This is a genomic window from Paralcaligenes sp. KSB-10 (assembly GCF_021266465.1).
In the GTDB taxonomy this organism is placed as follows: domain Bacteria; phylum Pseudomonadota; class Gammaproteobacteria; order Burkholderiales; family Burkholderiaceae_B.
Window position 1 is genome coordinate 872132 of record NZ_CP089848.1, and the last position, 21039, is coordinate 893170.

The following is a 21039-nucleotide window of genomic DNA, read 5'->3' on the forward strand; positions in this document are numbered from 1 at the left end:
TAATGGAATTGTTCGCGAGTTTCGATTTTTTCCTCGACGCGCTGCTGGCAAGCCTGGCTTTGTCGGTGCTCGGCCCGTTGGCAATGCGCGCCAGGATCAGCCTGCGCTATGTGCTGGCATTTTTCAGCATACTGACTTCAGCGCTGGTTTTCTGGGATCGCCCGTTGCAGGCGGTCATTGTGCTCGTCGTGCAGTCCGCCGCCTTATGGCTGTGCCGGCGAGGCTACATCGCAACCCGGGTAGCCGTTGTCCTCACCATGCTGCCCTTGCTGCTGGTCAAGACGCACGCACTGACTTTCCTGGGGATGATAGGTCTGTCTTTCGTCACATTCAGGGCCGTCGACGTGCTGCTGTTTGCCCACAAAAACGAAACCATTCATCCGCTGGACTATGTCACCTATCTGTTTTTCCCTCTGACTCTGCTGGCCGGCCCCATGTACCGCTGGCGCAATTTTCAGGCCGATCTGCAGAAAGGATTCGGCCAGATCAATATGGGCCACTGGAGAGCCGGCTTCGAAACCACGCTCCTGGGCATCGTGCAGAAGTTCGCCATCGCCCACCTGATCTGGCTTTATGGCCTGAATGTCGTTTCCCCGCACGATTATTCCCTGCGTGGAGTCGTGCTCAATGCAGTGCTGTACAGCGCCTATCTGTATTTTGATTTTGCCGGCTATTCGAACATGGCCGCAGGCATAGGGAAAATGTTCGGTGTAAACCTGCCGTCGAACTTCAACAACCCGATCCTGAGCAAAAACCCCCAGGATTTCTGGCGGCGCTGGCATATCAGCCTTTCGGAATGGTTGCGCGATGTGGTTTTCATGCCCATTTACAAAGCCTTGTCGAAAGACTCCTTTTTTTCGCAGCACCGCTTCGCGGCGCAGAACATAGGCATCTTTGCCACACTGTTCTGCATGGGAATATGGAACGGCCTGCAACTGCACTACATCGTCAGCGGCATGATGTTTGGTACCTACTCGGTCGTGCATAATCGGCTGGTATTTGCCGCAAAACAGCGCCCGGCGCTCCAGCAATGGCTTTCAAGCCGGCCGGCGCAATGGGGCGGACGTGTTCTTACCCTGGCATTTGCCATGCTCGCCCTGTATGTCTTCAGCGGCCGCAGCCCTATTTGAGAGGTTCCCATGCATTTGGATCTGCGTACCATGCAATTCGCCGACGCCGCCCATAATGCGGACCGTCTCGCCGTGGCCGGCAGCGATCGCAGCCTGAGCTGGGCCGAACTCCAGGCTGAAGTCGCGCTGTGGGTCCAGCAGGCTCGCGACCTGGGCATACAAAAAGATATGCCCGTTGTCCTTGGGGGCCACAAGCAGGCCGGCTTCTTTGTCGCCATGACCGCATGCCTGACGCTGGGCGCGCCTTTTGTTCCCGTCGATACTATCTATCCCGACGAACGCCGCCGGAAAATCGTCGACATCGTCGGCGCTTCACTGGTCTACCAGGCCACGACGGGCACGTTTATGCCCACTGGCAACAGCCCGACTGCCCTGCCGGAAAAAGATCTTGCCTATATCCTGTTTACCTCGGGAAGCACGGGCGAGCCCAAGGGAGTGCAGATTGGCCGTGAAAGCGTCAGGCTGCTGGGCGACTGGATGCAATCCCGCTTCAATCTGGGGCCCGCTCCGGTTTTCATGAACCAGGCGCCTTTCAGCTTCGACCTGTCGATGTTCGAAGTCTTCGATACCTTGGCCAGCGGCGGCAGTTGCATACTTAATTCACGCGAGCAAATCCAGGACGGCCCGGCCTATCTTGCTCGTCTGGCCGAGCATCACGTGACATGCTGGGTGTCCACCCCTTCTTTTGCTCACCAGCAGCTATTGAATAAAAACTTCTCGGGCGAATTTCTACCCTCGCTGGACACTTTTTTATTTTGCGGCGAAGTGCTTCCGGTCGCTCTGGGCAAGCGTCTGAAACAGCGGTTTCCGGCCGCCAAAATCCTCAACACTTACGGCCCGACCGAAGCAACCGTCGCCACCACATCCATAGAAATCGACCAGGCCACGCTGGATGCGCATGCCGTGTTGCCGGTGGGTTATGCCAAGCCCGATTGCGAAATCCTGATCCAGGATGGCGAAATCTGCATCGTCGGCGATCATGTGATGCGCGGCTATCTGAATCGCCCCGATCTGAACGCGGAAAAACTGTTTGTGCATGGCGACGGCCGGCGCGGCTTCAAAACCGGCGATCTGGGGCAGATAGACGAAACGGGCCTGCTGTGGTGCAACGGTCGCCGCGACGATCAGGTCAAGCTCAACGGCTATCGAATCGAGCTATCCGAGATTTCATTGGCGCTGCAAGCGCTCGACACGGTCAAGGCGGCTATTTGCCTGGCATTGCGGCGCCCCGACCATACGGTGGTGCGTTTACTGGGCTTTGTGGAACTGGAATCGTCTGGCAAGCAAAACTCGATCGCGGAATGGTCGCCATTCCCCGCCGAGCAGTGGAAACCTCAGTTGGAACAATGCCTGCCGCCATACATGCTGCCATCCGAAATTCTGACCGTGGCCTCGTTTCCGATGTCGGTCAATCACAAGATCGACGGCAAGGCCTTATTGCAGGGTTATCTGGCGAAATAAGGCCCGCCCGCGTAGCGTCCCCTACCGCATATTCCCCGTATGCCCCAGGGAATACCGGCCCGGTTGCGGCCATACGGTCAAGCCGTGCGGTTCGGTGCCAACCGGAATGATCTTCACCGCGCCGGTATTGGTATCGATGGCATAAACCACATTGTCGAAACGGCCGGATATCCACAAATATTTACCATCGGCGCTCACATTGCCCATGTCCGGACTGCCGCCGCCGGGGATCGGCCAGGTGGCCACAACCTTGCGCGTGGCGAAATCGAGCACTGAGATGCTGCCCGGCCCCTTGGCTTTGCCGTGAATCTTGTTGGAACCGCGGTTCGTAATATAGAGCTTGGAACCATCGCGGCTTGGGTAAAGCCCATGAGTGCCCACACCCGTCTTGATGAAGCCGATCTTCTGGAAGCTCGCACCGTCAATCACGTAAACACCGTCGGCCATCATGTCGGCCACATAGAATATCTTGCCGTCCGGGGAACTGCGTATGTCCTGGGGCATGCCGCCCTTGGCCAGCTTCAGATAGCCCATCACTTTGTGTTCGACCATGTCTATTTTGACCAGGCCTCCATCGAACTCGCAAGTGAAGATCGCAAATCGGCCGTCTATGGAGTAGTCGGCATGATTGATGCCGCCGCACCCGGGCGTCGCAATCGAGAACTGCAGCTTCATCGTATGCGGATCCCGGAAATCAAGCCGCTTGAGCGCCTCGGCCACGACAATCGCGGACTTTCCGTCGGGAGTGAAGTACATATTGTAAGGATCGTCCACAGGCAGCGCCTTGCCGGGCTTGCCCGTGTCGGGATCGATCGGCGTGAGGCTGCCGTGGGCCGTACCCTCGGCATTATTGGCCACCCATAAGGTCTTGAGATCCCAGGCGGGAACCACATGCTGAGGATTGGCACCCACCCTGAAACGCCCCACCACCTTGAAAGTCGCCGGGTCGATCACATACACATCGTTCGATTTCACGTTGGGCACGTACACCCGCGCCAGCGCACCCTTGACCACAGGACTGAGCTTGTCGGCCGTAGTCTCGCTGTACAGGTTTTCGGGATTGACGACAGGCGGCATGCCCTCCACTGTTTTGATCGCTTGATCGCTGGCCGTCGTGCCGGAGTCGGCCACGGCAGCTTTCTGTGCCGCGGCAGGCGGCTCGGCCGGAGTGGGCTCCTTGTCCACCGCGGGATCGGCGGCCGGCGCCGCCGCTGTGCCGGCTGAAGAGGCATTATGAAGCGCCATCGCATCGCCCGACGAGTGCCCGGGCATCGCCGGCATCGACTCTGTTGCGGCGGCCGCCGGCCCGGAGGCTTGTCCGGAATCGGCCGCAATGGCAGTCGCGGCATAAATACCACCCAGCGTCAGGCTGAAGGATAAGGCGGTTCGAATAAATTGACGCTTGGCGTGTCTCATTATGGCAATTCCACAAACGTTATGATGAATATATTGAAGCGGCCGATAGCCCGCCCGGAAGCTTTGCATCAGGCCCCCGAAAACACAAACGGAAATACATGCTCATTGCCTCGCGGTATCCTTGCGAATCGCGGCAATGGTCCGGGCCACAATGGCATCGACCCCCAGACGCCCCAGGTCCGCGCTGGAGCGGCGGGGATCCCCGCCGTAAACGCCATCGGCGGCTCCCGGTTTCGGCCCGCCGCGCATGCTGTCCTGACGCACCATCTGCGGCGCCACCGCCATAAGCAGCGAGGTATCCGCCAGGCCCGCATGTGTCCCGATCTCGTCATTGCGGTAGCCATGTTCACGCAGTATCTGGGCAAAACCCTGGGAGCTTGCCTGATAGTACTCCGGAGGCGCAAAGGCACGCGCCGGCAGCTTTGCCCAGGCCTTGTTCAAACGGGCTACCGCGCGATTCACGTCGTTCTGGTAGCCGCCATGATCGCCCAGAAAGACGATAGTGCGAAAACCGTGGACCCTGAAACTGTTGGCGGCGGACTCCAGGGTTTTTTCAAACACATCGTCCGGAATGGTAATCGTGCCGGGAAAGCGCATATGCGAAGTCGGCGGGTTGTATCCGCCTTCAGGCACATAAGCGATGACCGGGGCGACAAGGGCATTGCCCAGCCCCACCGCAATCTTCTGCGACAAGGCCAGCGCGCGGGCATTGTGCTTGCCCAAGGCGACATAAGGCCCGCTCTGCTCGGTGCCGCCAATGGGAATGATGATGATGGTCTTGCCCGCCTGGATTTGGTCGCGCAACTCGGTCCAGGTCAGGTTTTCAAGCAAGACCGTCCGGGGAACCTGAGCGCAAGCCATCTGTATGCCGGCAAAGAAAAAAAGGCTTGCAAGGAACCGTTTCAGAACTAATGACATGGAAGTAGCCGGTCTTGGGATTTGACGAATCATACTGTAAAACGCCCGGAACCCTTTCAAAGGCTGCCCCGCCGGCGCATCGATCCCACGCACCGGCATCCGGGGCAATGCCAAATCCGGTTCTATGTAAGGGCTATCATGACGTTTTTCCGATAGGAGGGCCGCTGCGTCAAGCGCTGGTACCAGGCCTGCAGGTGCGGAAATTGCGGCCGCTCGATGGGCATCTCGAACCAGGAATACGCAAAACAGCCAAGCGGAATGTCGCCCACGCCAAAAACATCGCCCGATAAAAAAGGAGTTTTGGACAGCGCGGCATCGACAATGCCGAATTGGCTGATGCAGGCCTGCAAGCCTTTCTCGGCCACGTCCTGCTTTCGCTGCTCGACAGGAAGCCGCACGGCATTCAGAAAAAGGTCGCGATACGGCGCGGCAAGGCTTGAGGTCGCCCAGTCCATCCATTGCTCCGCCCTGGCGCGCTGCGCCGGATCCTGTCCAAGCAAAGCCCCCGCTCCGTACTTGGTGCAAAGATAACGGACAATGGCATTCGACTCCCAGAGGACAAAGCCCTCATCCCTGATACACGGCACCAGGCCGTTCGGATTCATGGCCCGGTATTCGGGCGTATTCACCACACCAAACGGGCCGCCCGCATTGATATGCTCGTAATCGATGCCCAACTCGTCGGCGCACCAAAGAACCTTCTTCACATTGGTGGAATTCTGCCGCCCCCAGATTGTCAACATGCCCGCTCCTTGTTCCTGTCCAATCGACGAATTGAAGTATACGTCCTGGCAGGCCCTACGGTTGATTTGCCTCAGCGCCGCGGGTTGATCTGATCGGCCAGAACCTGGCGGAACGCTTCCATCAATGGCGTCCAGGTCACCCCACGATGAGTCAATAGCGATATTTGGCGCGGCAAGCGCAACGGCAAGCGCAGCGGCAACGGCACGACGCGTTCCGTCGACAGCCTGCGCAACAAGGACATGGGCGCAAATGAAATCAGATCCGTTGCCGCCACGACCGCTAAAGTGCCTTCGGATATGAACTCGACCTCCATCGCCACATTAGGCAAGCCCAGTTCCTTTGCCTCGAACAAGCCAAACAAGGCCTTGCGCGCTGAAGCCTGCGACCCGGGCAATATCCAGGAAAAATCCAGCAAATCCGACAACTGCAAGCGCGGCTTGTCCAGCAATGCATGTCTGTCGCGCACAACCACTTCCAGCGAATCTTCACCCAGGACAACACGCTCCAGGGCTGTCGGCCCGGCGCCATAGATGGGTGCCACAGCCATGTCCAGATCTCCCAGGCCAACGCTTTCGCACAAGGCATCCGACAACCCGACCGTCACACACACTTTCAATGCGGGCCGCCTGGGCAACAATACGGCCAAAGCGGGCATCACCACGTTGTCCAGGGTGGCGCCGGTCGCTCCAACACGCAATAGACCCGCCTGCCCCATCCTCAATTCGCCCGCGTGACGCACAGTATCCAGATACTCAAGCTTCAACCGACGGGCGTGCTCCACGAAAGCCAGGCCTGAGGATGTCAGGCGCATGCTGCGCGCCGAACGGTCAAACAATTTGAGGCCTGTTTCGTCTTCAAGCCGGTGGATTGACTTCGACAGCGCCGGCTGAGTCACCGCACACGCCGCGGCGGCACGGCCCATATGCCCGGATTCCGCCACCGCCAGGAAGTATTCAATGTCGCGCAGATTCAGATTCATGAATATAAGTTATCAAAAATATCTATTCAGGAATCAAATTATAGGCCCGCGCCCCTAAAATGAGATTACGTCGCCGGCACCGGCAGGTCCGCTGCGCCACTTCCAGGAACGAGCCAAACGATGAAGAATGCAACTCCCAATATTGTGCTGATCCTCGCCGACAATCTCGGCTGGGGCGAATTGGGGTGCTATGGGGGCGGCGCCCTGCGCGGAGCGCCCACACCGAATATCGATCGCCTCGCCACTCAGGGCCTGTTGCTGCATAACTTCAATGTAGAAAGCGACTGCGTCCCCACGCGCTCGGCGCTGATGAGCGGCCGGCATCCGATTCGCACCGGCTGCCTGCAGTCCGTGCCGCCAGGCTTGCCACAAGGCCTGAACCGCAATGAAATTACCCTGGCGGAACTACTGTCGCGGCAAGGCTACGCGACCGCCCATTTCGGGAAATGGCATTTAGGCGATGTCCCAGGCCGCTACCCGTCGGACCGTGGCTTCGATGAATGGTACGGAATCCCCCGCACCACGGACGAAAGCCAGTTCACCTCATCGACGGGCTTCGATCCGTCGGTGGTGGACCTGCCTTATATCATGCAGGGCCGCTCTGGATCAGATTCGGAACAGGTAAAAGTGTACGATCTCGATACGCGGCGCGGCATAGACGCAGAACTGGTTGACCGGTCCATCGCCTTCATGCAAACGCATCACGCCGCCAATCGCCCGTTCTTTCTATACCTTCCCCTGGTGCATCTGCATTTCCCGACCTTGCCTCATCCCGATTTTGCAGGCCGCACCGGCGCCGGCGATTTCGCCGACTCCATGGTGGAAATGGACCACCGGGTCGGCCAGATCACCAACGCGCTGGCCGACATGGGAATCGAGGAAAATACAGTCCTGATTTTTTGCAGCGACAACGGCCCCGAATACCGCCGTCCATATCGGGGAACCGCCGGCCCCTGGTGCGGGACGTATCACACCGCCATGGAGGGCAGTTTGCGCGTCCCTTTCATCATGCGTTGGCCGGGCAAAGTTGCCCCGGGTCGAGTCAGCAACGAAATCGTGCATGTCACCGATTTGTATGCCACATTAGCCGCCATCGCCAACGCACCGCTCCCTGACGACCGTCCTATCGACGGTATGGACCAGACTTCCTTTTTTCTCGGGCGTCAAGCCAAATCATTGCGTGAGGGCTTTCTCTTCTACATCAAGAACGACCTGCGCGCAGTGAAGTGGAGGCACTGGAAGCTGCATTTTTATTGGGAACCCGAAGTCAACGAAGGCAAAGGCAAGCTTGAATCGCCTTATCTATTCAATTTATTGAGCGATCAAAAAGAAGAAAGCGACGTGTTGATCTTCAATACATGGGTATTGGGCCCCATCCTCAAAATGGTGCAAGCGTTCAATCAAAGCTGCGAAGCCTATCCCAACACCAAGCCAGGCGCGCCCGACACTGTGCAGGCCTAAAAGCGGTGCGCCATATCGGCCAAAACAAGGAGGATTCCATGAACGGAAAAAAACTATATTCGACAATCTTCGCATTATTTATCGCCGCCGCGGCCACGCTATCGGCGAGGGCGCAAACACCACCGCAGCAATGGCCTCAGAAACAAATCCGCTGGATAGTCGGATTCACTCCAGGTGGAACGGCCGATGTGCTGACACGCATCGCCGCCAAAGAATTATCTGAACGCATAGACCGCCCGGTTATCGTCGAGAACCGTCCCGGCGCATCCGGAGCAGTCGCCCTGCAATACGTGACCCACACGGCACCCTCGGAACTTGTGTTGATCACCGTGCCGGGGCCCATCGTGTATCCCAAGCCCGAACCCACAATAGGCGGCGAGTTGACACCTGTCATTCTTATGGCTCAGGGTCCCATGATTATTGTGGGACCCGCCAGGAATTCCGAAAACTCCCTTGCCGGCGTAATCGACAATGCCCGAAAACACCCCCAGGCGTGGAGCTACGCCACCTCGGGTACAGGCACTTCGCAGAATCTGGCCGGTGAGCTGCTTAACGATATGGCCAAGACGCACATGACGCAGATTCCATATAAAGGCGGCAGCCAGGCGGTATCGGATGTAGTAGGAGGACAGGTTCCGCTTGCCATACTGGGCCCCACTCCCGTAGCGCCGCACATCCGCTCAAAAGCCTTGAAGGCTTATGCCGTCACCACCACATATCGCCTCTCCAGCCTGCCCGATGTTCCCACAGTGCAGGAAGCCGGATTTCCAGGTTACGACGCCAGCCAATGGTTTGCGGTGGCCACGGTGAAGGGAGCTCCCGACGATCGGATCAAACAACTCAACCTGCTTCTGGGTAAAGCCGTGGCAACTGCGCAATTCCAGAAAGCACTTGCGGTAGCCGGCATGGTTGCTGGCGGCGGCTCGCCTGAAGATCTGCAAAAATTCGTCAATGACGACACTCGGAAATGGAGCAAACTGATCCAAAAGGCAGGCCTGTCCGTAACTAACTAGCCGACGTCCTGCGCCACTGCATGCGATTGGCCACGATCACAAAAATACCCACGACCAGGATGAACAGGGTTGCCAGTGCGTTCACCTCGGGGCGCAGGCCCAGGCGCACCCGCGAAAAGACTTCAAGCGGCAAGGTGGTATAGCCCGGCCCGGACAGGAACGACGAAATAACCACATCATCGAGCGACAAGGTAAACGACAGCAGCCATGCGGCAGCCAGGGCGGGGGCGATCAAGGGGACGGTAATCACGAAAAACACCTTGAGCGGAGTGGCGCCCAGGTCCAGGGCGGCCTCTTCCAGGGATCGGTCCAGATCGCGTATGCGGGCCTGGATCACCACAGCCACGTAGGCCACACACAAGGTGGTATGCCCCACCCAGATCGTAAACATGCCATTGCCGTCGGGCCAGCCCAGCACCTTGCTCATTTCCACGAACATCAGCAACAGGGAAATCCCCAGCACGACCTCAGGGATGACCAGCGGAGCACTCAACATGCCTATATATAACGCAAAGCCCCGGAATCGCCCCATCCGCACCAACACATAGGCGGCCCAGGTCCCGATCACCATCGCTGCCGTGGCAGTCAGGGCCGCAATCTGCAAGGACAGCCACGCGGCGCTGAGCAAGGCTTGATCGCGGAACAGTTCGTGATACCACTTGAAGGAAAAACCCGACCACGACGTCATCAGCGACGATTCGTTGAAGGAAAAACCCATCAGGCACAATATAGGCACATACAGAAAGAGATAGCCTAGTGTCAGGGCCAGGGCGCGCCAGATGCGATTGGGCTGTATCATTGCTCTCCTCCGTGCCGCCCTTCAAGCTGCCGAACCTGGTTGTATTGGAACAGCGCCAAGGGCACCAGCAACAGCAGCACCATGACGCAGGTTACAGCGGACGCCATGGGCCAATCGGCATTGTTGAAAAATTCCGTCCACATGACCCGCCCCATCATGAGCGTATTGGCCCCCCCAAGCATCTCGGGGATCACATACTCACCCACCGCGGGGATGAACACCAGCATCGCACCGGCTATCACACCGGGTATCGACAGCGGCAGGGTTATGCGCAAAAAGGCCTGCCAGGGGCGCGCACCCAAATCGCAGGCGGCTTCCAGCAGGCGGTCGTCGAGCTTGACCAGGCAGGCATACAAGGGCAGGATGAAAAAAGGCAGATAGCCGTAGACCAGACCTATATAGACCGCCAGATCGGTGCGATAGATTTCAAGCGGCGCCTTGATCAAGCCCAGCCACAGCAATACCTTGTTGAGCAGGCCGTCATTGCGCAGGATCCCCACCCACGCGTAAACGCGCAGCAGCAGCGAAGTCCAGAACGGCAGTATGACCCCCAGCAACAGGACATTGCGCACGACGGGATCGGATCGGGCTATGTAATAGGCCATGGGATAGCCGATCAGGGCGCAGCAAAGCGTTGTGATCGCCGCAATCTTGACCGAACTCAAATAGGTCGCAATGTACAGGCTGTCGCTGAACAGCAATGCGTAGCCGCGCAAATGCAAGGCGATCGAAAAGGTTTGATCTTTCAGCTCGGCCAATGCCGTATAAGGCGGAATCCCGAACTTGAGATCCGCAAAGCTGATTTTTAAAACCAGCACAAACGGCAGAAGCAGAAACAGCAGCAACCAGACAAAAGGCGGGACAATCGCCAGCGAACGCGTCGACCACCATGTTCTGTGCGGCAACAGGCTTTTCATGCCGGCAACACCGTTGCGCTATCGCTGGCCCAGTTGACGAACACTTCGTCATCGATGCCTGGCGCATCCGCCTGCGCCAGCATCATGCTGGGCACGCTCGCATTGATCACCATGCCGGAATCGAGGCGGATCTGGTACAGCGCGTAGCTGCCCAGCCAGGCCACATGGCTTACCATGCCATGCCCCCAATTGGACTCCGCTTCGGGCTGTTCGCGCAGCACACGTATCTGTTCCGGGCGTATCGATACATGCACTTCCATGCCCAGGGGTTCGCTGATGCCGTGGCTGACATAGAGAGGACGCATCAGCTCGGCGCTTTCAATCAGCACGTGATCGGGCTCGTCGACCACGATGGTGCCGCTGAACAAATTGGTCGAACCAATAAAGCCGGCCACAAAGCGCGAATTGGGAAAAGCATATACATCGTGCGGCGTACCGCACTGCACGATCTGCCCTTCGGTCATGACCGCCAGCCGGCTGGCCATGGTCATGGCCTCTTCCTGATCGTGCGTTACGAGAATGCAGGTCACGCCCACCTGATCGAGGATCTTGACCAGTTCGATCTGGGTTTTCTGGCGTATCTGCTTGTCCAGCGCCGACATGGGTTCGTCAAGCAGGAGCAGTTTGGGACGCTTGACCAGGCTGCGCGCCAAGGCCACCCGCTGCTGCTGGCCCCCCGACAGCTGGTGCGGCTTGCGGCGTGAAAAACCGGCCATCTGCACCAGGTCCAGCACCTCGAAAACGCGTTCGTGTATTTCGTTTTTGGGCACCCCTTCCTGCTTCAAGCCGAACGCAACATTGGCTTCCACCGTCATGTGCGGAAACAGGGCATAAGACTGGAACATCATATTGACCGGCCGCCGGTATGGCGGAAGATCGGTGATGTCCTCGCCATCCAGGTAAATCCGCCCCGAAGTAACGGCCTCGAAGCCCGCCAGCATGCGCAGCAAGGTCGACTTGCCGCAACCCGAACTACCCAGCAGGGCAAACAGCTCATTGCGCCGCACGGACAAATCCACCGACTTCACGGCCACTGTATCGCCGTATATCTTGACCAGATCGCTCACCCGGACGAATTCATCCGGATCGGGCGACCAGGCTTGCGGCCCCACGCGGCTATCGACCATGGCGTTTAGCGTCCCGACTTGAGTTCGGCCCACATGCGCGTTTGCAAGCGCTGAATTGCCAAGGGCTGGGGCTTGATGACGAACAAGGTCTTGGCCACCTCGGGAGGCGGGTAGATCATGGGATTATCGGCAACTTCCTTGAGCACATATTTGCGCGCCTCTTTGTTGGCATTGGGATAAAACATGGTATTGGTGATGGCGGCATGAACCTGCGGAGTTTCAATGTAATTGATGAACGCCAGCGCTTCGGCAACATGGGGAGCATCCTTGGGGATGGCCATGGTGTCGAACCACGCAGGGGCGCCGCCATTGGGAATGTAGTAGTTGATGTCGTAGGTTTTCTTGGCTTCCTGGGCGCGGTGGCGGGCAATCATGACATCGCCCGAATAACCATAAACCATGCACAAATCGCCGCCTGCCAGTTCGTCGATATAGCCTGAAGAACTGAACTGCCGGATATAAGGGCGTATTTTCTTGAGCAGATCGAGCGCAGCCTTGTAATCTGCGGGCTGGCTGCTGTTGGGATCCTTGCCCAGATAGTGCAGTACCGCGGGAAACACCTGAGCCGCCTCGTCGAGCATGGAAATACCACAGGCCTTCAGCTTTGCGGCGTTTTCCGGTTTGAACAGCATATCCCAGCTGCCCAGCGGCGCATTGGCGCCCATGATCTCCTTGACTTTGGTCACGTTGTAACCCAGGCCATTGGTGCCATAACCCCAAGGTACCAGATATTGATTGCCCGGATCGACCGTGGCAACCAGTGCCATGATGTCGGGATCCAGGTACTTCAGGTTGGGCATCTTCGATTTGTCGAGCTTCTGGAAAATCCCCCCTTCAATCTGGCGCGCGGCGTAATGCGTTGAAGGTACCACCACGTCATAGCCCGATTTGCCGGTCAGCAATTTAGCCTGCAGCGTATCGTTACTGTCGTAGACGTCGTAGCGCGCCTTGATGCCCGTGGCCTTTTCAAATCCCGAAATCGTGTCCGGCGCCGTATATTCCGCCCAGTTATACACATTGACAACTTTTTCCTGGGCCCAGGACGAGCTGGCCAGGACGGCAACGGCCGCACCCATTATCAATCGCGGCATCAGACAGAACTTCATCGCAGGCGCCCTCCGGCTACAAAACAAAGTACGAAAAAACGTGATGATAAAGCCTTTTTGGGCTCGAAAGTCGGTTTTAAATACACGGAATGCCCTGGCAAACCCGTATATCCTCGCACAATGCCGTCCGATAAGTTTCCCAGCCGCCCGACGCCGCATATTTTTCATGCCCGCGGAATAAAGCCGCTACCCGGTTCGTATACCCAGGAGTAAGCTCACCATCAATCCACCCCACCCTCTGGAGAATCCACAATGAAGAAACTACTGATCATTTCAGCATTTGTCCTGGCCGGTTGCAGCACTTTCGGCAGCGCCAGCGCCAACGAACCGGTCAGCAAGAACGGCATGCTGCTCGACAAGGCAGGCATGACTCTCTACACTTTCGACAAGGATACCGCCAATAGCGGCAAAAGCGCTTGCAACGGGCCTTGCGCCGCCAATTGGCCGCCTCTGGCAGCCGACAAGAATGCCAGCGCCAAGGGCGAATACACGGTCATTACCCGCGACGACGGCACCAAGCAGTGGGCCCACGAAGGCAAGCCGCTCTACCACTACAAATCGGACCAGAAACCCGGCGACCGCACCGGCGACAATTTCAAAAACATGTGGCATGCTGCCAAAGACTGATACCTGAACGGCCATGAGGGCTCAAGCGCCCATCAATGATGAAAGCGCGCAGATGGTGGCATGCCTGCCCCGTCTGCGCCGCTATGCGCGCGCCCTGGTTGGCGAGCGCAGCGGCGCGGACGACCTGGTGCAGGATACCTGTGAACGCGCCTGGGCCCGGCTTCATACCTGGCGGCAAGGCAGCGACATGCGCGCATGGCTATTCGGCATCATGCACAATCTGCATGTGGATCAGCGACGCAAGCCGGGATTGGCCACGACGCCCATCGACGATACGGGTTTCGAAGCATCGACCCGGGCAACCCAGGCCGATGCGCTCGAAATCCGCGATCTTGAAACGGCGCTCGCGCAGTTGCCCGTCGAACAACGCGAGGTACTGTTGCTGATTGCATTGGAAGACATGTCGTACGAGGAAGTGGCGCGCACGCTGGGGATTCCGTCAGGAACCGTCATGTCGCGCTTGTCGCGGGGAAGAGAAAAGCTGCGTGCGCAGATGCAAGGGCGCCCTCAGGTCAATTCGTTGAAGGTGGTGAAATGAAACCCCTAGTGGTGACTGAATCCGATTTGCAGGCTTATGCAGATGGTGTGCTGCCGGAATCGCGTCACGCCGACATCGAGAGCTACCTGGCGACCCGTCGCGACGAAGCCGAACGCATACAGGCTTACCGCGAGCAGAAACTGGCCATCAAATCGCTTTACAGCCAAGTGCTGGACGAACCAATTCCCGAACGCCTGCATCGGGCTGCCGTCACGCCCCCCGGATTTGCCCGTCAAGCGGCCGGGCCGTGGCGCCTGCGGCCCGCATCCCTTTCGCGCATTGCTGCCGGTTTCGTGCTTGTCTTTGTCGGAGCCGCCGCGGGCTGGGTCGGGCGAGGATCCATCGAACCAGCCCAACTCCATGCCCAGGCGGGCGATGCCGCTTCATCTCAGGTAGCGGAAATGACAGGCCTGGCACGCCGGGCCGCCATGGCGCATCTGGTCTACAGCCCCGAGGTGCTGCATCCGGTGGAAGTCGGATCGGCCCAAAAAGATCATCTGGTCAAGTGGCTGTCCAAACGGCTGGGTTCTCCCCTGCACCCTCCCAAGCTCGACGCGCTGGGATACGATCTGATGGGCGGGCGACTGCTGCCGGGCTCCCACGGGCCGGTCGCGCAATTCATGTACCAGGACACCTCCGGCCGCCGATTGACACTCTATGTCTCCACCGAAAACACCGACAACAAAAACACCGGCTTTCGCTTTGCCCAGGAAGGCCCGGTCAATGTCTTTTACTGGATAGACGGCAAGTTCGGCTACGCGCTCTCGGCCGGTATCGATAAAAGCAAGCTGGTGGCTATAGCCACCGCCGTCTACGAGCAACTGGAGCCCGGTTAGAAGGCAGCGGCTGGTTCAAGCCATGTGCCCGGGTGCCTCGTATTCAGCTCTAGGAAAAATGAACCGAAATACTGCCCAGGGGCCCATAGTCGGCATGAATGGTGTCGCCTTTGGCGACAGCCACGGTACGGGTGAACGATCCCGCCAGCAGAATATGCCCCGCCTCCAGTGTGGTGCCATAGGCACCCAATTTATTCGCCAGCCATACTATCCCCATTGCCGGATGGCCCAGCACAGCGGCCGATACGCCCGACTCTTCAATAACCGCATTTTTGTATAAAAGCGCGGCCACCCAGCGCAAATCGACATCGAGCGGCCGCACGGTCCGCCCTCCCAGCACAACACCGGCCGAGGCGGCATTGTCTGCAATATTATCGACAATTCTTCGTGGGTACCGGCTGCGTCCATCGATCAGCTCAAGAGCCGGCTGCACATAGTCGGTGGCGCTCAGCACGTCGAAAAGAGTCACTCCAGGCCCTTTCAATGCCTTGCCCAGGATAAACGCAAGCTCCACCTCGACACGGGGAACAATAAAACGATCGGCGCAAATGGTATCGCCGTCGTGATGGAACATATCGTCCAGCAAATGCCCATAATCGGGTTCGTCAATTCCCACGGTGGCTTGCATGGCTTTGGAAGTCAGGCCGATTTTATGGCCGCGCAATTTGGCGCCCGCCGCCATTTTGACGGCAATCGTTTCGCGTTGTATTGCGTACGAATCGGAGATCTCAATGCCAGGAAAGATTTTGTCCAACTGCGTTATCGGCTTCGCCTCGCGCTCAGCCTCGATCAACTGGCGGGCGGCTTCTGTGATATCGGCATCGCTAAGCATGATTCCACCTATTGTTCGTCAGCCACCACATTCGACAATACCCCCAAGCCGGGAACCTCGACCTCCACGACATCGCCCGCCTTCAGGAATCTGGGGGGATCGAAGCGGACCCCCGCCCCGATAGGCGTCCCGGTGGAAATGATGTCGCCCGGCCGCAGTGTGGTCCAGGTCGAGATGTAATGTATCAGGAAGCCAAATGAAAACATCAGATTGGCCGTGGTGTCGCGCTGACGTTCTTCGCCATTGACGCGCGTAATGACCTCCAGATCGTCATAACGCTCGAACTCATCTGCCGTTGCCAGCCAAGGGCCCATGGCGCCGCTCGCATCGAAATTCTTCCCTTGGGTCACATTGAATTTGCCGTGCCTGACCCAATCGCGGACAGTCCCTTCATTGAGGCACATCAAGCCGGCAATATGGCCCTCGGCGTCTGCCAACGCTATGCGGCGGCCGGGCTTGCCTATGACCAGGGCGATCTCGCCTTCATAATCGAGCTGTTCCGATTCGGGCGGCCGCATCAGCGCATTGCCGTGCCCCACAAAAGACCCCGGAAACCTTGGAAACACGCTGGGATACTTGGGTGCCGCGGAACCGTCTTTGTATTCTTCATTGCGATGGCTATAGTTGACACCCACGCAAATAATCTTCTCGGGACTCGGAATGGGCGGCAACAACTTCACCTCACTCAAGGAGAATTCGGGCTTGGCCTTGTCAGCAATACCCGGCACAAGCTTGAGCCCATCGCCAGCCAGTGCGTCGCGCAAGGAGGAAACCCCCGGCCCAAGCCTGTCGGTCAGGTCGATAATACTGTCGTCCCGCACTACGCCAAAACGCCGCCTGCCTTGTGCTTCATACGAAATGAGTTTCATGAATCGAATCCAAACAATGCGGCAGGGTTATCGACCAGGATTTTCTTGAGTACCGCGGCATCCGGCGCATAACGATAAAGCAGTTCAAGCAGATCGCCTTCGTTCGGAGGCTGCTTGACCGATACCGGATGCGGCCAATCGCTGCCCCATATGACGCGATCGGGCGCCGCGCCGATACAGGCACGCGCCACCGGCACTACGTCGTCCCAGGGGAATCCCTGCCTGGAGAGCTTCTCGCTCAAGGACAGCATGACCCAAAAATTGCCGCGTCCCAGCAATTCGACCAGTTTGCGCAAGCTTGCGTCTTGCTCCCCCTTGGACGGATCGGCCCGCCCCATATGGTCAATGATCACCGGGATGTCCAGCGATTCGAACAGGGAAACCTGATCCATGATGCCACCGGGTTCAGGCTGAAACTTCGCATACCAGCCCAGCTCCCTGACTCGCCCGATGGCGCGATCGAAATCGGCTGCGGACATGGTGATGCCGAGCCCCTGCCGGCTGAAACGCGCGCCGCGCACCCCGGCACGATGCAGAGTATCCAGATAGGCGTCATCCCGCTCCAGCAAGACCGCCGCGTTGGCGCATCCCCGATAATTCGAGCCCGCCGCGGCCAGACCGTCCAGCACGATCTGGTGGTCTGCGCCATAGGTCGTAGCCTGTACGATGACCCCGCGCTCTATGCCCAGGGTCTTGTGCAGGCGCAGCGCCACCTCGATGGTCGCGGTAGGCATCTCGTAAGCGGCACCGGGGCGGATCGGATATTTTTCCCGCGGCCCGAACACATGGAACTGGCTGTCGCAACTGTGGGGCGGCGGCAGCGGGCTGGGCGTTTTGGGATGAGGGTTGAAGGGTAGGTATTCTGGCATGCTGCTCTCTCAATCAATGACCGCAATAAAATCGCATTCAATAAGCTTCCCGCCATCGAGGCTGGCCTGCATGGTGTGGCGGGCGGGCCGGGCCGCGGGGTCCGGAAACATCGCCAGCCATACCGTATTCAACGCCGCGCGCTGCGAGCGATCATTCATCCATACCGTCATTTTGACGATATGGCCGGTCGTTCCTCCACCGGCCTCGACAATGCGCCGTACATGGGCGAACATCAGCTCGCACTGGGCTTCCAGGGAGGATCCATACGCTCCGGTTGCAGGATCGGTGCCCTGAATGCTGCCGGAATAAAGCATTTGTCCAATTCGGCAGGCGGCCGGAATGGGGTTCTTGTGGCTGAACCCCTGGGCATACACGCTGGTTCTCTTCATGATGACTCGCTCCATCCCTAAGCTTGAAAATCAATTGGCCCTGATATGCGCACGCTTGATGATGGGAGTCCACCGGGCGTCTTCGCTGGCGAGATAATCGGTGAATTCCCGAGGCGTGGCAGCACGCGCTTCGGCGCCGAGCCCATCAAATTTATCTATGACATCTTGCTGCCCGAGTATTTTGTGCAGGGCCGCGCTGAGGCGATCCACAACGTCCTTGGGCGTTCCCTTGGGAGCCAGAAGACCGGTGAAGGTCGTTGCCACCATGTCTTTGACACCGGCTTCGGCGAAAGTGGGGACATTGGGCAGGGACTTTACCCGTTTGTCGGTCGTGACGGCCAGCGGGCGCAGCTTGCCCTGCTTGATGAACGGCAAGGCGACTGAAATCTGGTCGAAATCGAAATCCACCTGGCCGCCGAGCAAATCGGTCATTGCCGGCGCATTGCCCTTGTACTGCACGGTAGTCCAGTGCGCTCCGGTGACCGCCTGCAGCAGCTCGCTGACCAGATGATTGCTCGTGCCGGCGCCCGGCGCCGCCATATTCAATTTGCCCGGTTCTTTTTTGGCCAGCGCAATCAAATCGGCCACCGTCTTGACAGGCAGGGAGGGACGCACCTGCAAGACCATAGGTGTATACGACACGGAACTGATAGGCTCGAAACTCTTTTTCCATTGATAAGGAGTGCGGCCGAAAATAAGCGGGCTGTAAAGCAAAGGTCCATTTGCGGCCATGAACAAGGTGTATCCATCGGGCGCCGAGCGCGCCACATATTCACCGGCAATCATGCCGCCCGCCCCTGGCTTGTTTTCCACAATAAAAGGCTGGCCAAACGCCTCTTGCAAACCTGGCGCAATAATTCTGGCAGCCACATCGACATTGCCACCCGGTGGATATGGCACGACGATCTTGACTGGTTGGCTTGGCCATTGTGTGGCGTTGGCGTTGATGCCATACGTCAATGCCAACGACATCATCAGCAATGCAAATTTTTTCATGCCTGTCTCCTTATTGTGTTGTGCTGCGAATCACGATAGCAATGGGCATCTGTCACGACAACAATCATTTCGAAAAAAAGTCCGATATTTGGACTAATATTCAAAACAAAAATAAAAGAAAAACATAAAACCTATGATTTACTTGAGAATCGTATTTTCAGCCAAATTAAGTTCGTCACAATGTGGACATTAAAATAACTCCGTCAAACAGGCTATCCACGGGACGGGAATCAGCCACCGTTTTCAAGGGCACCTTCAATGCAAATACGCTCGACAGACATCAATCCCGAACAAACCTACAAGCTCCTGACAGGAATCGTGGTGCCGCGCCCCATTGCCTGGGTAAGTACGCGCTCGACCGCCGGGCTGATCAACCTGGCGCCATTCAGCTGCTATACCATCGTTTCCAACAAGCCACCGATGATAGGCATCAACATCGGCCGCAAAGCAGGGGTCCGCAAAGACACCTCGCGCCACATTCACGAAACCGGCGAGTTTGTCGTCAACATCGGCGACGACACGCTGATTGACGCCATTCATCAAAGCGCAGTGGAACATCCGCCGGAAATCAGCGAGGCGGCCCTGCTGGGCCTGGAACTGATAAAAGGCCAGGCGATTGCGGTGCCGCGCCTGGCTATCGCACCTATCAGCATGGAGTGCCGCCTGCATTCGGTTACGCCGTTCGGCGACACGGGTGCCGAATTCCATGTTGGTGAAATCATGCTTTTTCACGTGCGTGACGACTTGCTGCATAACGGCAAAATCGATACGGCTCAATTGCGGCCTGTCGCGCGCCTGGCCGGCCCCAATTACGCCACACTGGGAGAAATCATATCCATGCAGCCCATAGCTCAAACACCCAAGTCCATCATCGGCGCCAAAGTCGAGCCGCAATGATCAAGTCCGTCGACGACAAGGACACCACGCATGGTGCGCAGACCGTGCGCCGCGCCATGGCTATTTTGCGCTTGCTGGCCTGCGGGCAGGAGCGCGGCGTAAGGCTGACCGACATCGTGCAGATGTCCGGTCTGAACCGCCCCACGGTGCACCGCATCCTGAAGGCCTTGATAGAAGAAGGCGCGGTCGAACAGCATTCCGATACGCGGCACTATCTTATCGGGCCTGAACTGACGCTATTGGGAATAGCCAGAACCAAGCGATTCCCTTTGCTGACGATTGCCGACACCTATCTGAACAAACTGGCGGAACAGGTGGGCGATACGGTATTTTTAAGCGTGCGCCATGGCCACGATTCGATTTGCATAGGTCGTAAAACCGGCGATCATCCGATACAGGTGCTATCGATCGAAGTCGGCGTGCGCCGGCCGCTCGGAGTCGGCGTGTCGGGAGTGGCGCTGCTTTCGTGCCTGACCCAGGAGGAAAGCGAAGCCATCGTGCACGAGAATGCCCGCCGCCTGGCCGTGCATCATCTGGACCCGCAAGAATTGCTGGAGCGTATTCGAACTGCCCGTGCAACGGACTATGCTTACGCCGCTGCCGGTGTCATGGCAGGTACCAGCGCCCTGGCGATTCCGGTGCGGGCCAAAAGCGGCGAGCCTCTAGCCGCGGTAACCATTACGGCGATGGCCGAGCGGCTCAACCCGCAACGCCTGCCAGTCGTGCTGGGCATGATGCAGGAACAGGCGCGCTTGATAGCGCGGCACCATGCCGAAGTAAGCCATTAACGCATTCTTTCAAATGTTTACGGGGCTGGACGTGTTTCAGTGACTTTTGTTTTGAGCTGTTTTTAGGCTTGATCTTTGGGCTGTGTTGGCGGGTGTAGTTCTATAAAGACGCCGCAGGGTGGGCGGTGCTGTGCAGTCCGGCACGTCCAGCGGTCGGCTAGCTGCGCTAGCCGACTGCCCGGGTCTGCCTCGTCCAGGCGGGCGTCGGGCGAACTCGCCCGGCCTCGCGAGGCCGGGCTCAGACAGCGCCCGCCGAAGGCCCCCGCCTTCCCTTCGTCAGCACCCGGCGCTGGACTACCGCCGGACTGCACAGCACCGCCCACCCT

Annotated in this window: 22 protein-coding genes; 9 read left to right on the top strand and 13 right to left on the bottom strand. The window is 58.2% G+C overall.

Annotation, left to right across the window (positions count from 1 at the left end; translation table 11 throughout):
• Positions 1-2 precede the first annotated feature (2 nt).
• Both LSG25_RS04015 and LSG25_RS04020 read left to right on the top strand, forming a co-directional pair.
• Entirely contained in the window at positions 3-1130 is a 1128-nt protein-coding gene (locus LSG25_RS04015) for an MBOAT family O-acyltransferase (RefSeq protein ID WP_232743426.1), read from the top strand.
• Positions 1131-1139: 9 nt separating this feature from the next.
• Complete coding sequence (locus LSG25_RS04020; protein WP_232743427.1) at positions 1140-2591, top strand: D-alanine--poly(phosphoribitol) ligase; 1452 nt, start codon at positions 1140-1142, stop codon at positions 2589-2591.
• 21 nt (positions 2592-2612) lie between these two features.
• Here the strand turns inward: LSG25_RS04020 and LSG25_RS04025 are convergent, their stop codons facing one another.
• The 4 genes from LSG25_RS04025 to LSG25_RS04040 form a co-directional block, all read right to left on the bottom strand.
• Positions 2613-4007: a hypothetical protein gene (locus tag LSG25_RS04025; RefSeq protein ID WP_370635946.1), complete on the bottom strand. Its 1395-nt coding sequence runs from the start codon at positions 4005-4007 to the stop codon at positions 2613-2615.
• A gap of 102 nt (positions 4008-4109) precedes the next feature.
• A complete protein-coding gene (locus LSG25_RS04030; RefSeq protein WP_232743428.1) occupies positions 4110-4925 on the bottom strand; it encodes a creatininase family protein in 816 nt (271 codons plus the stop codon).
• Positions 4926-5047: 122 nt separating this feature from the next.
• Positions 5048-5668, bottom strand: a complete 621-nt coding sequence (locus LSG25_RS04035) for a glutathione S-transferase family protein (RefSeq protein ID WP_232743429.1) — start codon at positions 5666-5668, stop codon at positions 5048-5050.
• A 71-nt stretch (positions 5669-5739) separates the two neighbouring features.
• Positions 5740-6648 (bottom strand): LysR family transcriptional regulator, encoded by a 909-nt coding sequence (locus LSG25_RS04040; RefSeq protein WP_232743430.1) that lies wholly within the window; start codon positions 6646-6648, stop codon positions 5740-5742.
• A 120-nt stretch (positions 6649-6768) separates the two neighbouring features.
• On the opposite strand from LSG25_RS04040, the gene LSG25_RS04045 reads away from it, so the two are divergent.
• Together LSG25_RS04045 and LSG25_RS04050 are read left to right on the top strand one after the other, a co-directional pair.
• Complete coding sequence (locus LSG25_RS04045) at positions 6769-8109, top strand: arylsulfatase (RefSeq protein WP_232743431.1); 1341 nt, start codon at positions 6769-6771, stop codon at positions 8107-8109.
• A 38-nt stretch (positions 8110-8147) separates the two neighbouring features.
• The gene (locus LSG25_RS04050) at positions 8148-9122 is read left to right on the top strand and encodes a tripartite tricarboxylate transporter substrate binding protein (protein WP_232743432.1); all 975 of its coding nucleotides are present in this window, start codon (positions 8148-8150) and stop codon (positions 9120-9122) included.
• On the opposite strand, the gene LSG25_RS04055 is transcribed toward LSG25_RS04050, so the two are convergent.
• Genes LSG25_RS04055 through LSG25_RS04070 form a run of 4 tightly spaced genes read right to left on the bottom strand, consistent with a single transcriptional unit; the run spans position 9115 to position 13056 of the window.
• On the bottom strand, positions 9115-9921 hold the full coding sequence (locus tag LSG25_RS04055; RefSeq protein WP_232743433.1) for an ABC transporter permease subunit: 807 nt from the start codon (positions 9919-9921) through the stop codon (positions 9115-9117). The two genes, LSG25_RS04050 and LSG25_RS04055, sit on opposite strands and share 8 nt — an antisense overlap.
• Complete coding sequence (locus LSG25_RS04060) at positions 9918-10838, bottom strand: ABC transporter permease subunit (RefSeq protein ID WP_232743434.1); 921 nt, start codon at positions 10836-10838, stop codon at positions 9918-9920. Before LSG25_RS04060 ends, LSG25_RS04055 begins: the two co-directional genes overlap by 4 nt.
• Entirely contained in the window at positions 10835-11965 is a 1131-nt protein-coding gene (locus LSG25_RS04065) for an ABC transporter ATP-binding protein (protein ID WP_232743435.1), read from the bottom strand. Before LSG25_RS04065 ends, LSG25_RS04060 begins: the two co-directional genes overlap by 4 nt.
• A 5-nt stretch (positions 11966-11970) precedes the next feature.
• Positions 11971-13056 carry a polyamine ABC transporter substrate-binding protein gene (locus LSG25_RS04070; RefSeq protein ID WP_370635947.1) on the bottom strand — a complete coding sequence of 362 codons (1086 nt, stop codon included), beginning with the start codon at positions 13054-13056 and terminating at the stop codon, positions 11971-11973.
• A 267-nt stretch (positions 13057-13323) separates the two neighbouring features.
• On the opposite strand from LSG25_RS04070, the gene LSG25_RS04075 reads away from it, so the two are divergent.
• From LSG25_RS04075 to LSG25_RS04085, 3 genes are read left to right on the top strand one after another with little or no spacing between them, the layout of a single operon-like run.
• On the top strand, positions 13324-13698 hold the full coding sequence (locus LSG25_RS04075; protein WP_232743437.1) for a hypothetical protein: 375 nt from the start codon (positions 13324-13326) through the stop codon (positions 13696-13698).
• Positions 13699-13711: 13 nt separating this feature from the next.
• Complete coding sequence (locus LSG25_RS04080) at positions 13712-14236, top strand: RNA polymerase sigma factor (protein WP_232743438.1); 525 nt, start codon at positions 13712-13714, stop codon at positions 14234-14236.
• The gene (locus LSG25_RS04085) at positions 14233-15072 is read left to right on the top strand and encodes an anti-sigma factor (RefSeq protein ID WP_232743439.1); all 840 of its coding nucleotides are present in this window, start codon (positions 14233-14235) and stop codon (positions 15070-15072) included. Before LSG25_RS04080 ends, LSG25_RS04085 begins: the two co-directional genes overlap by 4 nt.
• Before the next feature lie 49 nt (positions 15073-15121).
• Here the strand turns inward: LSG25_RS04085 and hpaH are convergent, their stop codons facing one another.
• From hpaH to LSG25_RS04110, 5 genes are read right to left on the bottom strand one after another with little or no spacing between them, the layout of a single operon-like run.
• A complete protein-coding gene (gene hpaH, locus LSG25_RS04090; protein ID WP_232743440.1) occupies positions 15122-15904 on the bottom strand; it encodes a 2-oxo-hept-4-ene-1,7-dioate hydratase in 783 nt (260 codons plus the stop codon).
• 8 nt (positions 15905-15912) lie between these two features.
• The gene (locus LSG25_RS04095) at positions 15913-16773 is read right to left on the bottom strand and encodes a fumarylacetoacetate hydrolase family protein (RefSeq protein WP_232743441.1); all 861 of its coding nucleotides are present in this window, start codon (positions 16771-16773) and stop codon (positions 15913-15915) included.
• Positions 16770-17642, bottom strand: a complete 873-nt coding sequence (locus tag LSG25_RS04100; protein WP_232743442.1) for an amidohydrolase — start codon at positions 17640-17642, stop codon at positions 16770-16772. The genes LSG25_RS04095 and LSG25_RS04100 overlap by 4 nt, the downstream gene beginning before the upstream one ends.
• Before the next feature lie 9 nt (positions 17643-17651).
• Positions 17652-18032, bottom strand: coding sequence for a RidA family protein (locus tag LSG25_RS04105; protein ID WP_232743443.1), 381 nt, complete (start codon positions 18030-18032; stop codon positions 17652-17654).
• A gap of 30 nt (positions 18033-18062) precedes the next feature.
• The gene (locus LSG25_RS04110) at positions 18063-19007 is read right to left on the bottom strand and encodes a Bug family tripartite tricarboxylate transporter substrate binding protein (RefSeq protein ID WP_370635992.1); all 945 of its coding nucleotides are present in this window, start codon (positions 19005-19007) and stop codon (positions 18063-18065) included.
• Positions 19008-19286: 279 nt separating this feature from the next.
• Here LSG25_RS04110 and LSG25_RS04115 point away from each other — a divergent pair, with 279 nt between their 5' ends.
• Positions 19287-19925, top strand: coding sequence for a flavin reductase family protein (locus tag LSG25_RS04115; protein ID WP_232743445.1), 639 nt, complete (start codon positions 19287-19289; stop codon positions 19923-19925).
• A complete protein-coding gene (locus LSG25_RS04120; RefSeq protein ID WP_232743446.1) occupies positions 19922-20713 on the top strand; it encodes an IclR family transcriptional regulator in 792 nt (263 codons plus the stop codon). Before LSG25_RS04115 ends, LSG25_RS04120 begins: the two co-directional genes overlap by 4 nt.
• Positions 20714-21039: the final 326 nt, after the last annotated feature.

Coding starts and splice junctions, on each gene's coding strand:
- LSG25_RS04015 (WP_232743426.1), top strand. CDS start 3: ATGGAATTGTTCGCGAGTTTCGATTTTTTCCTCGACGCGCTGCTGGCA.
- LSG25_RS04020 (WP_232743427.1), top strand. CDS start 1,140: ATGCATTTGGATCTGCGTACCATGCAATTCGCCGACGCCGCCCATAAT.
- LSG25_RS04025 (WP_370635946.1), bottom strand. CDS start 4,007: ATGAGACACGCCAAGCGTCAATTTATTCGAACCGCCTTATCCTTCAGC.
- LSG25_RS04030 (WP_232743428.1), bottom strand. CDS start 4,925: ATGTCATTAGTTCTGAAACGGTTCCTTGCAAGCCTTTTTTTCTTTGCC.
- LSG25_RS04035 (WP_232743429.1), bottom strand. CDS start 5,668: ATGTTGACAATCTGGGGGCGGCAGAATTCCACCAATGTGAAGAAGGTT.
- LSG25_RS04040 (WP_232743430.1), bottom strand. CDS start 6,648: ATGAATCTGAATCTGCGCGACATTGAATACTTCCTGGCGGTGGCGGAA.
- LSG25_RS04045 (WP_232743431.1), top strand. CDS start 6,769: ATGAAGAATGCAACTCCCAATATTGTGCTGATCCTCGCCGACAATCTC.
- LSG25_RS04050 (WP_232743432.1), top strand. CDS start 8,148: ATGAACGGAAAAAAACTATATTCGACAATCTTCGCATTATTTATCGCC.
- LSG25_RS04055 (WP_232743433.1), bottom strand. CDS start 9,921: ATGATACAGCCCAATCGCATCTGGCGCGCCCTGGCCCTGACACTAGGC.
- LSG25_RS04060 (WP_232743434.1), bottom strand. CDS start 10,838: ATGAAAAGCCTGTTGCCGCACAGAACATGGTGGTCGACGCGTTCGCTG.
- LSG25_RS04065 (WP_232743435.1), bottom strand. CDS start 11,965: ATGGTCGATAGCCGCGTGGGGCCGCAAGCCTGGTCGCCCGATCCGGAT.
- LSG25_RS04070 (WP_370635947.1), bottom strand. CDS start 13,056: ATGCCGCGATTGATAATGGGTGCGGCCGTTGCCGTCCTGGCCAGCTCG.
- LSG25_RS04075 (WP_232743437.1), top strand. CDS start 13,324: ATGAAGAAACTACTGATCATTTCAGCATTTGTCCTGGCCGGTTGCAGC.
- LSG25_RS04080 (WP_232743438.1), top strand. CDS start 13,712: ATGAGGGCTCAAGCGCCCATCAATGATGAAAGCGCGCAGATGGTGGCA.
- LSG25_RS04085 (WP_232743439.1), top strand. CDS start 14,233: ATGAAACCCCTAGTGGTGACTGAATCCGATTTGCAGGCTTATGCAGAT.
- hpaH (WP_232743440.1), bottom strand. CDS start 15,904: ATGCTTAGCGATGCCGATATCACAGAAGCCGCCCGCCAGTTGATCGAG.
- LSG25_RS04095 (WP_232743441.1), bottom strand. CDS start 16,773: ATGAAACTCATTTCGTATGAAGCACAAGGCAGGCGGCGTTTTGGCGTA.
- LSG25_RS04100 (WP_232743442.1), bottom strand. CDS start 17,642: ATGCCAGAATACCTACCCTTCAACCCTCATCCCAAAACGCCCAGCCCG.
- LSG25_RS04105 (WP_232743443.1), bottom strand. CDS start 18,032: ATGAAGAGAACCAGCGTGTATGCCCAGGGGTTCAGCCACAAGAACCCC.
- LSG25_RS04110 (WP_370635992.1), bottom strand. CDS start 19,007: ATGATGTCGTTGGCATTGACGTATGGCATCAACGCCAACGCCACACAA.
- LSG25_RS04115 (WP_232743445.1), top strand. CDS start 19,287: ATGCAAATACGCTCGACAGACATCAATCCCGAACAAACCTACAAGCTC.
- LSG25_RS04120 (WP_232743446.1), top strand. CDS start 19,922: ATGATCAAGTCCGTCGACGACAAGGACACCACGCATGGTGCGCAGACC.